This is a genomic window from Erythrobacter sp. JK5 (genome assembly GCF_018205975.1).
GTDB lineage: Bacteria > Pseudomonadota > Alphaproteobacteria > Sphingomonadales > Sphingomonadaceae > Erythrobacter.
The window spans coordinates 866,039-881,039 of sequence record NZ_CP073577.1; the positions used below are offsets into that span (position 1 = coordinate 866,039).

Genomic DNA, 15,001 nt, shown 5'->3' on the forward strand with positions numbered 1-15,001 from the left:
CGGGTCGCATCGGAGAGTAATTGGATGGATAGTTCGGCGAGCACGGCAATACCCTTGACCGACGACACTGAGTTGCTCGCTGAAAGCGCGCTCCATGCTGCTGTTCCGGAGACGTTATTCAATCTTCAGGAACTCGATGTTCTTTACGAAGATCATCCGGCAACTCTCTGGACTTTCATGAATCCCGATGGCCGACCGAGTTTCACTCCGGCCCTGCTCAACGATTTCGAGGAGTGGCAGTCCCAGATTGCGCAGGCATTCGGACCCGACAAGGTTCCGCTGCGCTATCTCGTCCTAGGCAGCCGTTCGCCCGATGTATTCTGCTTCGGCGGCGATCTCGACCTTTTCCAGCGACTGATCCGCGAAGGAAACCGCGACGGGCTGGTCAATTACGGCCATCGTTGCTGCGCGATCCTCGATCGCAACATTCGCACGCTCGGCATCCCGATGCTGACCATCGGGCTGGTGCAGGGCGCGGCGCTCGGCGGTGGGTTCGAAGCGCTGCTGTCGTTCGATTACATCGTGGCCGAGCGGCAGGCGACTTTCGGCCTGCCCGAAATCATGTTCGGCCTGTACCCCGGAATGGGTGCGCATGCGCTGTTGGCGCGCAAGCTCGGAAGCGCGATGGCAGACCGTATCATCGTTTCGAACGAGACGTTTACGGCGGAACAGATGTACGAGATGGGGATCGTCCACGCGATCGCCGAGCCGGGCGACGGGATCAACGCAACGCGCGATTTCATCAAGCGGTCTGAGCGTCGCCACGCCGGCCTGGTCGGATCGCGGCGGGCGATGAAGCAGGTCTGGAATCTCGAACTGGATGAGCTCAACCGTATTACCGAGATGTGGGCCGACACCGCGTTGCAGCTGCGCGAGCAGGATCTCAAGGTGATGAGCCGGCTCGTCGCCGCGCAAGGCCGCGTTGCGGACCGGATCGCTGCTGCCTAGCCCTGTTCTCCGTGGCCGAGAGCCATGTAGGCGTCGCTTTGCATTTCGTTGAGACGGCTCGCGGTGCGCGCGAATTCGAAACTGCCGTCGCCCGACGGGTAGAGTTCGTCGGGACGTGACGCAGCGGTGACAAACAGCTTCACCCGATTTTCGTACAGCGCGTCGATCAGCTTGGTGAAACGGATCGCCTCGTTGCGGTTTTCCGGACCCATGACCGGGATGCCGACCACGATTACCGTGTGAAATCCGCGCGCGATGGCGAGGTAATCCGCCGCCCCGCGGTTCTCGGCGCATAGTCGTTTGAAGCTGAACACGCCCACGCCCTTGAGCGCCTTGGGCACATGCATGCTGCGCCCGCCGCCAAGGTCGAGTTCCAGCGACGGCACGTGCTCGGCATCCTCGGGCGCGAAGTCGGTGAGGCGGAAAAACGCCTCGCGCACCTTCTCGGTCGCCGCATCGCCGAGCGGGGTGTGCCAGGTCGCCAGGCCCCCGATCCGCTCAAGCCTGTAATCGAGCGGGCCGTTCAGCTCGAGCACGTCCATTTCCCGCTCGACCAGCTCGATGAAGGGCAGGAACAGCGAGCGGTTGAGGCCGTCCTTATAGAGATCGCGGGGAGGGCGGTTGGAGGTGGTGACGATCACCGTCCCGCTCTCCATCAGCGTGGTAAAGAACCGCCCCATGATCGCCGCATCGGCGGTATTGGTGACGACCATTTCATCGAACGCGAGGCATCGCGTCTTGTCCGCCATGCCCAGCGCTACCGATAGCAGCGGATGCTCGCGCTCCGCCTTGCGTGCCTCGGTCACCAGCGCATCGACTTCGAGCATGAAGGCGTGAAAGTGCACCCGCCGCTTTTGCTTGAGGTCGAGAGTTTCGACGAACAGGTCCATCAGCATTGACTTTCCCCGCCCGACGCCGCCCCAGATATAGACCCCGCGCGGATCGGGTGTGGAGGCAGCGGTCCCGACAAATCGCTCGTACCACCGCCGCTTGGGCGGCCCCCAGTTTTCCAACTCGTCCTGAAGCCGTTGCAGCCGCACCGCAGCGTCGCGCTGGGCCGGATCGGGTTTCAGCTGACCGTCGGCGATCAGGTCCTCATAGCGCGCGAGCATCCCGCCCATCAGGCACCTGTGCGCGGCACGAACTTGCGAATGATCCCGCTATAGGCCGCGACCCGATCCTCGTCCTGCACGACCTCGCCGCGCACGAACACGAGCTTGCCGGTCTCGCGCATGATCTCGGTCACCGCGTCTAGCGGGCGCGCGGGATCGCCGCCGCCGATGAACTGCGTGGAAAGCTCGAGCGTGACCGATGGGCCCGCGTTACCCGTACCCACGACGTGCATCGTCGTGAACATCGAGATATCGATCAGGCCGAGCGTTACCGCCCCGTGGATAATGCCTTGCAGGTTTTCGTGCTTGCGCTCGGGGAACATCCGGAGCCGGCACTTGTCGCCCTCACGACGCGTAATGAGCTTGCCCATCACCGCCCCGTTGAACAGCGAATCGTCCTTGAGATTCCAGTGGTGCCAGCCCGGATGGTCCGGGTCGGGACGGTGGTCGAAGACGTCCTCCGAAAGCGCCACGTCAGATCGCGCGTTCGGCCATCATCTTCTTGGTTTCGGCGATCGCCTTGGCCGGAGAAAGGCCCTTGGGGCAGACATTCGCGCAGTTCATGATCGTGTGGCAGCGATACAGGCGGAACGGGTCCTCGAGCTGATCGAGCCGCTCGCCGGTCATCTCGTCGCGGCTGTCGGCCAGCCAGCGATAGGCCTGGAGCAGGATCGCCGGGCCAAGGAACTTGTCGCTGTTCCACCAGTAGGATGGGCATGAGGTGGAACAGCACGCGCACAGGATGCATTCGTAGAGGCCATCGAGCTGCTCGCGCTGTTCGGGCGATTGCAGCCGCTCCTTGCCCGAAGGGGTCGGGCTGACGGTTTGCAGCCACGGGCGGATCGAGGCGTATTGCGCGTAGAAATGCGTGAAATCGGGCACCAGATCCTTGATCACGTCCATGTGCGGCAGCGGAGTGATGCGGATTTCGCCCTTCAGGTCCTCGATCGCGGTGGTGCAGGCAAGGCCGTTCTTGCCGTTCAGGTTCATCGCGCAGGATCCGCAGATCCCCTCGCGGCACGAGCGGCGGAAGGTCAGCGTCGGATCGATCTCGTTCTTGATCTTGAACAGCGCATCGAGAACCATCGGGCCGCACTCGTCGAGATCGATCTCGAACTTGTCGTAGCGCGGGTTCTTGCCGCTGTCTGGATCGTAGCGATAGATCTTGAAGCTCTTCACCCGGCCACCGGACGCCTTGTAGACGTTGCCGGCGCCACTGATCTTCGAGTTCGCAGGAAGGGTGAAAGTTGCCATTGATATGTGATCCCGTATTGGTTTGCGACCTATCTAGCGGCTTGGTCATGTGAGGCAAGCCACGCGGTGTTGAGTAGTTGGGCACGGCCATTGCTCGCGCGACAACCCGCCCATTCGCGTTCGGCGCCAAGTTGACACACTTGACACAGTGTCATCCTCGATTCCGGAGCAATTTTCTCGTTTCTCCAGCGAGTTGGAACAGAAATGTGAAGTTGACACTTCTCCAACACGAATTCGGAACCTTAGCTCATCTGCAACGCTGTATCCGGCATGAGCGATGTAGGAAAATGGCCGCGTCGCGCGGCGGTGTTCGGCAGCACGGGCGGGATTGGCAAGGCGCTGTGCCATGCGTTGGCGGAGCGCGGGTGCGAGACGATATATGCCGGATCGCGCGACGGGATGGAGCCGGTTGGCACGGCATTTGTCCCGCTCGCCTTCGATCTCGCCGACGAGGCCTCGATTGCAGATGCAGCGGCAAGCATGAAGGATGCGCCGCCCGAATGGGTGATCGTGGCCAGCGGGGTACTGACACTCGCAAACGGCACCGGTCCCGAGCGCACGTTCAAGCGGCTCGATCCCAATGCGATGGCCGAAGTGTTCGCGCTCAACACGATCGGCCCGGCGATGGTGGCCAAGCATGTTCTCCCGCTGATGCCGCGCGACGAGCGCTTCGTTTTCGCCGCGCTGTCGGCGCGGGTGGGCTCGATATCAGACAACGGGCTGGGCGGATGGCATTCCTACCGCGCGTCGAAAGCGGCGCTCAACATGCTGCTCAAGAACTTCGCACTGGAGATGGGACGGACGCACCGGCAGGGCGTCGTGGTCGGGCTGCATCCCGGCACGGTCGACAGCGCGCTGTCCGATCCGTTTCAGTCCAACCTGCCCGACGGGCAGCTGACCAAACCGGGCGAGGCGGCGGCGAATTTGTTGGACGTGTTGGCCGGGGTTGGACCGGAAAAAAGTGGAAGGGTGTTCGATTTCAAGGGCGAGGTGGTGCCAGCTTAGCCCACCCCGCTGCGACTAGCCAGCAAGCTGGCAAGTCTCGCTCCCCTCCCGCTCGCGGGAGGGTTGGGGTGGGCCAAGTTCATACCAAACCGTGCCGCCGCAATCCCTCGGCCACGATCGTCTCGATCAGGTCCGATTGCGTCCACCCGGCCATCACTGCCGAGCGGCCGAACACCTTCTGCGACCAGAGGTTGCAGTTGAGGTTGAGCTCGAGGAACTGCACATCTCCGGTTTCCTCATTCACGCGAAATTCGAACCGGCCGTAATCAAACGGGCGGTATTCTTCCCAGCATTTGCGGGTCAGCTCGTCGATCCGCGCGGCCATTTCCGGGTTCTCGAACGGATCGAGCGAGTATTTCTGGCTGCGATCAACGAGATCGCGCTTCTCGTAATAGGTGCGCAGATGCGAAGGGTCGGCCTGGCGGAAGATCAGCATCGGCAGCACCTGCGGCTCGCCGTTGATCGTCACCACCGGCACTTCGACATCGCTGCCGGTCAGGAACGGTTCGACGATCGCGTCCTGCCCGCCATTGGCGGGATCGTTGTGGATTCGCTCCACCGCCGCTTTCACCCCGTCCCAGTCGTAAGCGTCCTCGACCCCCCAGCTGGCCGAGGAATTGTTCGGCTTGATGACGTAGCGATCGGCCTTGGGACACTTGTCCTCGGTCACCGGTGCGCCTTTGCGGTAGCACGCCCAGGGCGCGGTCGGCACGCCGGCGTCGCGCGCGGCGCGCTTGGCGAGGTGCTTGTCGTCGGACAGGCCGCGCAGGATCGGGTTGGCACCGAGATAGGAAATACCGGCGCGCTCGCACAGCAGCGGGACGAGCATTTCCGAGTTGAAGAACCCCGCGCGGTTGAGCAGCGGAAAGACGAAATCGATATCCTTGGGCGGATCGAACAGGATGTCGTGGGTCTGCGACAGAGTCAGCTTCAGCCCAAGCCCTTCCAGCACCTCGCGCATTTCGCGGTGATAGACCGCGTGATTGCCGTCCTCCGGGTGGATGTCCCCCTTCCACAGCGCGTTCTTGGCGATGAACAGGATATTGAGCCGCTTCTTCGCCTCGTCGGGAATACGCAGCGGTGTGAGTGCCTGAGTCATGGGTTTCCAGGTTCAGCGGATGTTCTGGTTTGCGGCGCGATGTAGAGCGCGTCGCGCTTTGGCGCCAGCAGGATTTTGCAGTTGGAGCGGCGCGCGCCTTGCTCTAGGGCGCGCGGCAATCGGGTCGCACTACATCATTTTCGAGGACAGGTTCGCTGATTAACACATGTCCGTCCTTCGATCGCCCGCGCAGCGACTTCATCACCGATGATCGCTCACGGGCGCTCGTCGCCGCTCTTGCGGCCGGAGGGGATGCCCGCATTGCGCTCGATCGGGCTCGCGGGCTCAACACCTATCTGTCGGCCCCCTATCCGCGCGACGTGCTGGCCTATTCGTCGTCCACCGTCAGCGATATTTCGGTCGATGCCTTCGCCCACCTGCTCGCGCTGGACGTTGCTTCGCTGCGCTACGACGATTGGCTCGGGCAAATCGCACAAAGAATTCCAGCGGCTTACGGCCTGCCGCGCGGCACGCAGGTGGCGTTCGCCCCGTCGGGCACCGATCTCGAATATGTCGCCCTCGCCGCCGTCCGTGAGCGCGCGCCGGGAGGTATCCACAACATCCTGCTGGGCGCGGACGAGATCGGCAGCGGCTGCATCCACTCGGCGCACGGACGCTACTTCGCGAACGAGACGGCGCTCGGGATCGCGGTCGAGCCCGCGCGCGATGTGGCCGGGCTGGGCCCCATCAGCCTTGTCGATATCCCCGTACGCTGCGGGCGCGGGGTGGCGCGCTCTTCCTCTGATATTGCAAAGGAAATGGCGCGCGAGATCGAACTGGCAAAGCGCGAGGCCAAACATAGTCTCGTCCACTGCGTGCACGGATCGAAGACCGGATTGGTGTTGCCGAAGGGGAACATCTCTCGCACCTGATCGAACGCTATTCCACGACCGCGACATTCGTGGTCGATGCCTGTCAGGCGCGGATCACAAGCGAGGCGGTGGCGGGATATCTCGCGCAAGGATGCATCGTGCTGATGACCGGTTCGAAGTTTATCGGTGCGCCGCCCTTCAATGGCTGGGCGCTGCTACCGCCCGGCATGGTGGAAAGCGCGCATGCGCTGCCCGAAGGCTTTGCCACGATCTTCCGCCGCGCCGAATTTCCGCGCGAATGGGCCGGTGTCGAGCGGTTGCCCGACAGCGGAAATCCTTCGCTGGCGCTGCGGCTCGAGGCGGCGATCTTCGAGCTGGAGCGCTTTCAGCACATTCCCATGAGCGAGGTCGAGGCGATGATCGCGGCATTCGAGCACGCGCTCGCCGAACACCTGCTCGAACCGCTCGGGGCGCGGTTGGTGACACCGGGTGAGGGCGCCGACGTGGCGCATTGTCCGATCGAGATGCGTACGCTCGCCACGCTCGATGTCAGCGCCTTGCCGAACCTGCGCACATTCGACGCAGCGCAACAGGTGCATCGCCGGATGGCGCTCGACGGTGTCCGGCTCGGGCAGCCGGTCAAATGCGTGCGGCTCGAGGAAGGGTGGGGCGGGACCCTGAGGGTCGGGCTGAGCATGCCGCAGCTGAGCCGCTGGTCGACGCTGTCCGAGGCGGAGCGCGCCGACGAATTGCAAGGCGACATGCGGCAAATCCGCGACTCGATCCTGCAGGCGTCCGGACATCGGGCCTAGCGGTTCGGCACCGTTCCAAAAAAGAGCGTGGCATTCGTCCCGGCACGGGCTAATCTCTCGGCGGAGTCGGCGCGGAGGAGATGGCGCGCATGGGCTTGAAGCAGTGGTACGATGCGCATCTCATGCCGCGGCTCGTCACCTGTGCATGCAGCCAGGGGCAAGTGCTCAAGCGCCGTGCGCAGATCGTCCCGCTGGCGCGCGGTGATGTGTTCGAACTGGGCTGCGGCGGCGGCATCAACCAGCAATTCTACGATACCGCGGCCGTGGAGAGCTATTCCGGGATCGATCCGCACGAAGGCTTGCTGGAGGCCGCGAGAAAGGCGGCGCGAGCCAAGGGCTGGCGCGTCGATATCCGGCAGGGGTTTGGCGAGGCGATCCCTTATCCCGACCGGTCGTTCGATACGGTGGTGTGCACGTTCACGCTGTGCTCGGTCGAGGATCCGGCACTGGTCCTGACCGAAATGCGGCGCATCCTGAAGCCGGGCGGGCAGGCGCTGTTCCTCGAACACGGACGCGCGCCCGATGCCGACGTGGCGAAATGGCAGGACCGGATCGAGCCGTACTGGAAACCGCTGGCAGGCGGGTGCCACCTGACGCGCCCGATCGGTTCGGCATTTCGCGGTTCGGGGTTCGAGGTCGAGCCGCTCGGGCAGGGCTATCTGCCGAAGACTCCGAGATTCGCCGGTTGGAACGAGTGGGGCGTGGCGCGCAAGCCGGGGGTGTAAGCCACCGCCCGGCCCGCGCTCACGCGATCATTCCCCGAAGGTCCGCTGCCACCAGCCGCGGCGCTGCTTCCCGTCGGCGTCATCGCCTGTCGGTTCGCCGCCATTGTCGTCGTTTGCGGATTTTGCCTTCTTCGCCGGCTTCGGAGCGGTTTCGGCGTCTTGCACCGCAGCCTCGGTCTCTTCGACCTTCTTCTTGCGCGGTGCGCGCTTGCGCTTCGGCTTTTCAGCTTCCGCTTCCGCTTCCTCGGCCGGTGCTTCCTCGGCGGTTTTCGCCTCGGTTTCCTCGACCTTCTTCTTGCGCGGAGCCCGTTTGCGCTTCGGCTTGGGAGTCTCTTCGGCCATGGCCTCGGCGGTTTCGGGAGCGTCGTCAGGGCCGGCGACGACGGTCATGTCCTCCTTGACCTGCTCGGACACCTCTTCAAGCGCTTCGGCCTGCTTTTCGCTGACCGTTTCCGAATCCTCATCCTTCCGGCGGCGTCCGCGTCCGCCGCGTCGGCGGCGGCGCTTCTTGGGCGCACCGTTCTCGTCGTCGGAGGCGCGATGGCTTTCGCTATCGTCGTCGCCTTCGTCGTCGCTATCGTCGTCGGAATCGTCGGCGTCGTCTTCGGCGCCCTCATCCTGGCGCTTCTTGGTGCGACCGCGACCACCGCGCCTGCGGCGGCGCTTCTTCTTCTTCGGAGCGTCGTCTTCGTCTTCGCCGAAGTCCTCTTCGGGCACATCCTCGTCATCGTCGTCGTCATCGACGATCGCTTCGAACTTGGGCCGTTCGGACGGGCGCGGACCGTTGCTGGAGACGCTCATCTTCGCGCCTTCATCCTCGCCTTCGGGCACGACCTCTACCGACACGCCGTATCGCTGCTCGATCTCGACCAGGTCGTGGCGTTTCTCGTTGAGGAGATAGACCGCCGCTTCGGTGCTGGCGGCGAGCCTGATGATCGTGCCCTTGCCCTTGGCGGCTTCGTCCTCGATCAGACGCAGGGCCGAGAGGCCTGCAGAAGAAGCAGTGCGGACGAGGCCCGAGCCGTCGCAGTGCGGGCACTCGCGGGTGGTCGCCTCGAGCACCCCCGTGCGCAGCCGCTGGCGGCTCATTTCCATCAGGCCAAAGCCCGAAATCCGCCCGACCTGGATGCGCGCCCGGTCGGACTTGAGCGCATCCTTCATCGCCTTTTCGACTTTGCGGATGTTGGAATTGTATTCCATGTCGATGAAGTCGATCACCACCAAACCGGCCATGTCGCGCAGCCGCAACTGACGGGCGATCTCGCGCGCGGCCTCGAGGTTGGTGTGCAGCGCGGTCTGCTCGATCCCGTGCTCCTTGGTCGAGCGGCCCGAGTTGATGTCGATCGACACCAGCGCCTCGGTCGGGTTGATGATCAGGTATCCGCCCGATTTGAGCTGCACCATCGGATCGTACATCGCCCGCAGCTGGTCTTCGGCGCCATAGCGCTGGAACAGCGGAACCGGATCGGAATAGGCTTTCACCCGGCGCGCATGGCTGGGCATCAGCATTTTCATGAACGCCTTGGCCGATTTGTAGCCTTCCTCGCCTTCGACCACGACCTCTTCGATGTCGCGATTGTAGATATCGCGGATCGCACGCTTGATCAGGTCGCTGTCCGAATGGATCAGCGAAGGCGCGGTCGAGCCGAGCGTGGTCTGCCGGATTTCGTCCCACAGCCGCGCCAGGTAATCGAAGTCGCGCTTGATCTCGGTCTTGTTGCGGCTCAGCCCGGCGGTGCGAACAATCAGGCCCATGCTCTTGGGCAGCGAGAGATCGGAGACGACCTGCTTCAACCGCTTGCGGTCGTTGGCCGAACTGATCTTGCGGCTGATACCGCCCCCGTGCGAGCTGTTAGGCATCAGCACGGTGTAGCGCCCGGCGAGGCTGAGATAGGTGGTCAGCGCCGCGCCCTTGTTGCCGCGCTCTTCCTTGACGACCTGCACCAGCAGCACCTGCCGGCGCTGGATGACGTCCTGAATCTTGTAGCGGCGGCGCAGCGCCATGCGCTTGGCGCGTACTTCGTCGACTTCCTTGGCGCGGCTGCGACCTTTCGGCTTGTCCTTGCCCTGCCGACGGCGACCGCGCCCGCGGCGGCCGCGCCGCGGCTTCGAATCACCGTCATCGTCGGCCTGTTCGTCGTCGTCGCTATCGTCGTCCGAATCGTCGTCGTCGTCGTCGCTGTCGTCGTCGCTGTCGTCGTCGGACTCGCCGTCCTCGATCGTGGCGACCTTGTCCTTTTCGGAAGTGTCGATTTCCTCCAGCCCGTCTTCGGCCAGATCTTCGGCCAGCGCCTCCGCGCTTTCCTCGTCGGCGTCGTATTCGTCGCCGGGAGTGATGCCCTCGTCTTCCTCTTCCGCTCTGAGCCGCGCCTCTTCTTCGGCGGCCTCTGCCTCTTCGGCGAGCAATTGTTCGCGATCGGATTGTGGGATCTGGTAATAATCGGGATGGATTTCGCTGAAGGCGAGAAAGCCGTGGCGATTGCCGCCGAAATCGACGAACGCCGCCTGCAGCGACGGTTCGACCCTGGTTACTTTCGCGAGATAGATATTGCCTTTGATCTGCTTGTGTTCGGCAGATTCGAAATCGAATTCCTCAATCCGGTTGCCTTTGAGCACCGCCACCCGGGTTTCTTCCGAGTGGCGCGCATCGATTAGCATGCGCGTTGCCATTAAATGTTCTCCAAGCACCAGGTCGCAGGGCCTGAGGCCGACTGCGAGGGTGCATATTTTGTGAAATGATGACGGGTGAAATCACCGCGCCGTTTGTTGCCTTCGCATCTCGCCGTGTGACCGAGGAGCCTGCGATATTCGTGTCTGCTGTGGCAAGATTGCGGCCTGTCGCCGCGCTTCGGCTCGCAAGCTCGCCAGTGCCCCGTGGGTCTGGCGCGCAAATCTGCGAGGAAAAGCGTCTCGTCACTGCATCAACCTGTTAATTGGCCCCTTTTGGCGATTGCCGGGAGCCGCGAGAAACGGAGCTTTCGACCGGGCAGCGTGCCCACAGGCCGAAGAGTTCTCCGAAAACAGCGCTAGCACCGTGGGTTTCATGCCGCAACCGTATTGCGCTTGTATCACGCAACATCCTAAGCCCGGTTCAAGATGAGCCTCCGTACGCTCCTGCTCCTAGTTCTCGCCGTTCCGGCACTGATCGTCGGGGGGCTGTCGCCCTCGGGGTGACCATACCCGTACCCGAATGGGGTCGCGACTACGTGCTGCGTTTCATGTTGGGAGAAGAGGGTGGGGGCCCCGATCTCCCGGCGGTCGAGGGACCGGACGACAGCGATCGCCCCTTGATCGTGATCGATGCCGGTCACGGCGGTCGCGATCCGGGTTCTGTCGGAGAGAGCGAAAGCGGAGCACGGGTGCAGGAAAAGGACATCGTCCTCGCGCTGGCATTGGCGCTGCGCGACGAGTTGCTGCGCGAAGGCGGTATCCGTGTTGCGCTCACTCGCAGCGACGACCGGATCCTGCCGCTGGCCGACCGACCGGAAATCGCACGGTTGCTCGATGCCGACCTGTTTCTCTCGATACACGCCGATTCCGCCGGAGAACGCGCCGATGTTGCCGGGGCGAGCATCTACACGCTTTCGAACGAGGCTTCGAGCGAAGCGGCCGCCCGGTTCGCCGCGCGCGAGAACAACGCCGACCGGCTCAACGGTATCGCGATCGAAGGCCAGAACGAGAATGTCAGCGCGATCCTGGTCGAATTGTCGCAACAGCAGACGCAGGAGGATGCGACCGAATTTTCGGCGCTGATCCTGCGCGAAGGCGAGGGAAGCCTCGCGTTTCATCCGCAGGCCCGGCGGTCCGCCGCGCTGGCGGTGCTGCGCGCGCCCGACGTTCCGGGAGTGTTGTTCGAAAGCGGATTCGTCACCAACCAGGCGGACCGCGCGCGGCTGACCACTGCGGAGGGTCGGGCGATCTACGCCCGCGTCCTTGCTCGCGCGATCAGGGTCTATTTCGCCCGGCGGAGCGACAGCGATGCGGATCCGTAGCAGTCCGGCCCCATTCCTGCTCTGGATTGGAAAGAGCCTAGCCTCGGCCCGTGGACCGATGTAGATCGACGCCGCAATGACCGATACCACCGCCTATCCGATGTCGTCCTATTTCCGTTACCGCGTGAACCGCGACCTGTCCGCAGCGCTCGCGTGGTTCCGCGAGCGATGGCGTTCGAGCTGGCTGTTCAAACTGCTGGCGGTTGCGGTGATCGGTGCCGCGGCGCTCCTGACGATTGGCTGGATGTGGCTGGCAAACGACCTGCCCGAAGCGGACATGTTGATCGATTACCAGACGCCGCTGCCGACCGTGGTGCGAGGGATCGACGGCGAGATCATTCATTCCTACGCCCGCGAGCGGCGGGTGCAGTTGCAATATGCGGATTTTCCCGAGCAACTGGTGCAGGCGTATCTTTCGGCCGAGGACAAGACCTTCTTCAGCCATAGCGGGGTGGACTACGCCGGGACGGCGAACGCCGTGATCGACTACCTCAACCCTGCGCGCACACGCCGCGCTGTAGGCGGCTCGACTATCACGCAGCAGCTCGCGAAGATTCTGCTGCTCGGCGACGAATATTCGGTAACCCGCAAGCTCAAGGAAATGATCCTCGCCGGGCGCATCGAGGAGGTGCTGAGCAAGGAGGAAATCCTCGAGCTGTATCTTAATGAAATTCCGCTCGGCCGGCGCAGTTTTGGGGTGCAGGCTGCCGCGCGTGCGTATTTCGACAAGGATGTGGGCGAACTCGATCTGCACGAAGCGGCTTTCCTCGCTATCCTGCCCAAGGCGCCCGAGCGCTATGGTCGCGCGGGCGAGGAAGCGGCGGCAATCGAACGGCGCGATTTCGTGTTGGCGCAGATGGAGGAAAACGGTTTCATCAGCGCAAGCGAGCGCGCTGCCGCCGCCGCGATGCCGCTTGGGCTTGTCACCCAGCGCACCGAACGCAGTGTTGATGCCGGCTATTTCCTCGAGGAAGTCCGGCGGCAATTGATCGAGAAATTCGGCGAGACCGCCGAAGCCGGTCCGAACAGCGTCTATGCCGGCGGGCTGTGGGTGCGCACCTCGCTCGATCCCGAACTGCAGGAAGCGGCGCGCGACGCGCTGCGCGACGGGCTGTTGCGCTATCACGGTTCGCGCGGATGGTCCGGTCCGATCGCGACTATCGATGTCGGGGAAGGAAACTGGGCCGGGCAGCTTACAAGCTCGCCGATCGGCATCCGATACAAGGACTGGCGCGTCGGCGTCGTCACCCAGCGCAACGGTTCCGCCGCGACGATCGGTTTCGCGAGCGGCGAAGAGGCGCCGCTCACCAATCTGCCGAACCAGCTCAAGGCGGGCGACGTCATCGCTGCCAGCCCGAGCGGGAATGGCTGGCGCGTGCGCACCATTCCGGAAGCGCAGGGCGGGCTGGTCGTGCAGAATCCGCAGACCGGCCAGGTTTTGGCGATGCAGGGCGGGTTCGATTACCGCGTGTCCGATTTCAACCGCGCGACCCAGGCCATGCGTCAGCCGGGATCGACCATCAAGCCGTTCATCTACGCCACCGGGCTCGATCAGGGCATGACCCCTCGACCGAAATCGATAACACCCGGTTCTGCTATTATCAGGGCCGCCAACTGGGCGAGAAATGCATTCGCGGCGGGCGCGCCGGGCAGTTTCCGATGCGCTACGGATTGGAGCAGTCGCAAAACATCATGACTGTCCAGATCGGCATGCAGGCCGGGATGGAGAACGTGGTCGACACGATCAAGCGGATGGAGATCAGCGACGATCCCGATCCCTACGCCGCGACTGCGCTGGGCTCGGAAGAAACCACGGTGATGAAGATGGTTGCCGCCTATTCGGCGCTGGCCAATCACGGGCGGCTCAACACCCCGACGGTGATCGATTACGTACAGGACCGGACCGGCAAGGTGATCTGGCGCGCCGACGAACGGGCCTGCAACGGCTGCAGTATGCCCGAATGGGACGGCGGCGCGATGCCACGGCTCGGCCTGAAGGGTCGGCAGGCGATGGACGCGCGGACCGCGTTCCAGACGATGCACATGCTCGAAGGGGTGGTTTCACGCGGCACCGCGACGGTGCTCAACGGCCTCGGCCTGCCGCTGTTCGGCAAGACCGGTACCACGTCTGGCCCGAAAGACGTGTGGTTCGTCGGTGGCACGCAACAGATGGTGGCGGGCGTCTATGTCGGGTTCGATACGCCCCGGAACATGGGCGGATATGCGTTCGGCGGTACCATTTCGGCTCCGATCTTCAAGCAGTTGATCGAAAGTTCGCGCGACCGGTGGAGCGATTTGCCCGCCATAGCGCCTGAAGGCATCCGCATGGTCCGGGTCGATCGTCGCAGCGGCAAGCGGGTGTTCGATGGCTGGCCGTCCGACGATCCGAAGTCGGCGATCATCTGGGAGGCGTTCAAGCCCGATACCGAGCCCGACCGCTCGACCCGGCAGGACGAGATTGCCGCCAAGCGCGACGAAATTCTCGAGCTGATCCGTGCCAGTCGGCGCCAGGGCCAGAACCGCCGGGTCGAAAGCAGCGACGGACAGCCCAGCGATTTCGTCGAAGAGCAGGGCGGAATTTACTGATCGGCGGCGCGAACCGGAACCGGTCGAATTGAGGAAAGTTTCTCTCCCATGAAAAAGATCGCCAGTCTGCTCGTCGCCATCCTCGTGCTTTTTGCAGGCACGGCAGGTCCGGCCCTGGCCCAGCTCGCAACGGGGGAGAAGGCCCCGGCCTTCACCACCCGCGCAGCGCTAGGCGGCTCCGAGATGTGGTTTTCGCTCCGCACCGCGCTCGCCCAGGGCCGGTGGTTTTGTATTTCTACCCCAAGGCATTCACGCAGGGGTGCACGCTCGAAGCGAACGCCTTTGCCGAAGCCATGCCGCAGTTCCGTGCCGCAGGAGCCAGCGTGATCGGCCTGTCGAACGACGATATCGCTACCCTCAAGCGTTTCAGCCGCGAGGAATGTCGCGATGCCTTCCCGGTCGGCGTGGCGTCGAAGAAGGTGATCGCGGATTACGACGTCGCGCTCGGCGCGTCGGGGCTGGCAAGCCGGACGTCGTACGTCATCGCCCGCGACGGTCGGATCGCGATGGTCTATTCCAACAGCGACTATCGCGACCACGTCAAGCGCACGCTCGCGGCGGTCAGAGCGCTTTCCAGATAGCGCCGCGAGGGGGACGAGCCGCCCCCGCGCGCTTTACAATCGCCCGCCCCGCGCTAATCGGGGCGGCGAAACCTG

At 63.7% G+C, this 15,001-nt stretch carries 12 protein-coding genes and 1 pseudogene; 8 read left to right on the forward strand and 5 right to left on the reverse strand.

Translation table 11 applies throughout. From position 1 onward, the window contains the following. Positions 1-54 precede the first annotated feature (54 nt). Complete coding sequence (locus KDC96_RS04195; RefSeq protein ID WP_249171916.1) at positions 55-948, forward strand: crotonase/enoyl-CoA hydratase family protein; 894 nt, start codon at positions 55-57, stop codon at positions 946-948. Here the strand turns inward: KDC96_RS04195 and zapE are convergent. From zapE to KDC96_RS04210, 3 genes are read right to left on the reverse strand one after another with little or no spacing between them, the layout of a single operon-like run. Then, on the reverse strand, positions 945-2,069 hold the full coding sequence (gene zapE, locus KDC96_RS04200) for a cell division protein ZapE (RefSeq protein WP_212450957.1): 1,125 nt from the start codon (positions 2,067-2,069) through the stop codon (positions 945-947). The genes KDC96_RS04195 and zapE overlap by 4 nt on opposite strands. Next, positions 2,069-2,533, reverse strand: coding sequence for a PaaI family thioesterase (locus tag KDC96_RS04205; protein WP_212450959.1), 465 nt, complete (start codon positions 2,531-2,533; stop codon positions 2,069-2,071). The genes zapE and KDC96_RS04205 overlap by 1 nt, the downstream gene beginning before the upstream one ends. Before the next feature lies 1 nt (position 2,534). Then, a complete protein-coding gene (locus KDC96_RS04210) occupies positions 2,535-3,314 on the reverse strand; it encodes a succinate dehydrogenase iron-sulfur subunit (protein ID WP_212450961.1) in 780 nt (259 codons plus the stop codon). A gap of 270 nt (positions 3,315-3,584) precedes the next feature. On the opposite strand from KDC96_RS04210, the gene KDC96_RS04215 reads away from it, so the two are divergent. Beyond that, a complete protein-coding gene (locus KDC96_RS04215; RefSeq protein WP_212450963.1) occupies positions 3,585-4,319 on the forward strand; it encodes an SDR family NAD(P)-dependent oxidoreductase in 735 nt (244 codons plus the stop codon). Positions 4,320-4,398: 79 nt separating this feature from the next. On the opposite strand, the gene KDC96_RS04220 is transcribed toward KDC96_RS04215, so the two are convergent. Then, complete coding sequence (locus tag KDC96_RS04220) at positions 4,399-5,418, reverse strand: phosphoribosylglycinamide synthetase (protein WP_212450965.1); 1,020 nt, start codon at positions 5,416-5,418, stop codon at positions 4,399-4,401. A 320-nt stretch (positions 5,419-5,738) separates the two neighbouring features. Here KDC96_RS04220 and KDC96_RS04225 point away from each other — a divergent pair, with 320 nt between their 5' ends. The 3 genes from KDC96_RS04225 to KDC96_RS04235 all read left to right on the forward strand — a co-directional run bounded on the left by KDC96_RS04225 (position 5,739) and on the right by KDC96_RS04235 (position 7,767). After that, positions 5,739-6,290 carry a hypothetical protein gene (locus KDC96_RS04225; RefSeq protein ID WP_212450967.1) on the forward strand — a complete coding sequence of 184 codons (552 nt, stop codon included), beginning with the start codon at positions 5,739-5,741 and terminating at the stop codon, positions 6,288-6,290. A 29-nt stretch (positions 6,291-6,319) separates the two neighbouring features. Further along, entirely contained in the window at positions 6,320-7,042 is a 723-nt protein-coding gene (locus KDC96_RS04230; RefSeq protein ID WP_212450969.1) for a hypothetical protein, read from the forward strand. A gap of 89 nt (positions 7,043-7,131) precedes the next feature. Next, positions 7,132-7,767, forward strand: coding sequence for a class I SAM-dependent methyltransferase (locus tag KDC96_RS04235; protein WP_212450971.1), 636 nt, complete (start codon positions 7,132-7,134; stop codon positions 7,765-7,767). Between the two features lie 27 nt (positions 7,768-7,794). Here the strand turns inward: KDC96_RS04235 and KDC96_RS04240 are convergent, their stop codons facing one another. After that, positions 7,795-10,437 (reverse strand): ribonuclease E/G, encoded by a 2,643-nt coding sequence (locus KDC96_RS04240; RefSeq protein ID WP_212450973.1) that lies wholly within the window; start codon positions 10,435-10,437, stop codon positions 7,795-7,797. 500 nt (positions 10,438-10,937) lie between these two features. Between KDC96_RS04240 and KDC96_RS04245 the strand changes: the two genes are divergently transcribed. From KDC96_RS04245 to KDC96_RS04255, 3 genes and pseudogenes are all read left to right on the forward strand, one after another. Beyond that, positions 10,938-11,759, forward strand: a complete 822-nt coding sequence (locus KDC96_RS04245) for an N-acetylmuramoyl-L-alanine amidase (protein ID WP_371815529.1) — start codon at positions 10,938-10,940, stop codon at positions 11,757-11,759. 100 nt (positions 11,760-11,859) lie between these two features. Continuing rightward, positions 11,860-14,345 (forward strand): annotated as a pseudogene (locus tag KDC96_RS04250) (penicillin-binding protein 1A). Positions 14,346-14,566: 221 nt separating this feature from the next. Continuing rightward, positions 14,567-14,926 (forward strand): peroxiredoxin, encoded by a 360-nt coding sequence (locus KDC96_RS04255; RefSeq protein WP_371815530.1) that lies wholly within the window; start codon positions 14,567-14,569, stop codon positions 14,924-14,926. The last annotated feature ends 75 nt before the right edge of the window (positions 14,927-15,001 follow it).

What these genes read in the sequence shown, in the direction of transcription:
- zapE (WP_212450957.1), bottom strand. Translation starts at nt 2,069, where the DNA reads ATGGGCGGGATGCTCGCGCGCTATGAGGACCTGATCGCCGACGGTCAG.
- KDC96_RS04210 (WP_212450961.1), bottom strand. Translation starts at nt 3,314, where the DNA reads ATGGCAACTTTCACCCTTCCTGCGAACTCGAAGATCAGTGGCGCCGGC.
- KDC96_RS04215 (WP_212450963.1), top strand. Translation starts at nt 3,585, where the DNA reads ATGAGCGATGTAGGAAAATGGCCGCGTCGCGCGGCGGTGTTCGGCAGC.
- KDC96_RS04220 (WP_212450965.1), bottom strand. Translation starts at nt 5,418, where the DNA reads ATGACTCAGGCACTCACACCGCTGCGTATTCCCGACGAGGCGAAGAAG.
- KDC96_RS04235 (WP_212450971.1), top strand. Translation starts at nt 7,132, where the DNA reads ATGGGCTTGAAGCAGTGGTACGATGCGCATCTCATGCCGCGGCTCGTC.
- KDC96_RS04240 (WP_212450973.1), bottom strand. Translation starts at nt 10,437, where the DNA reads ATGGCAACGCGCATGCTAATCGATGCGCGCCACTCGGAAGAAACCCGG.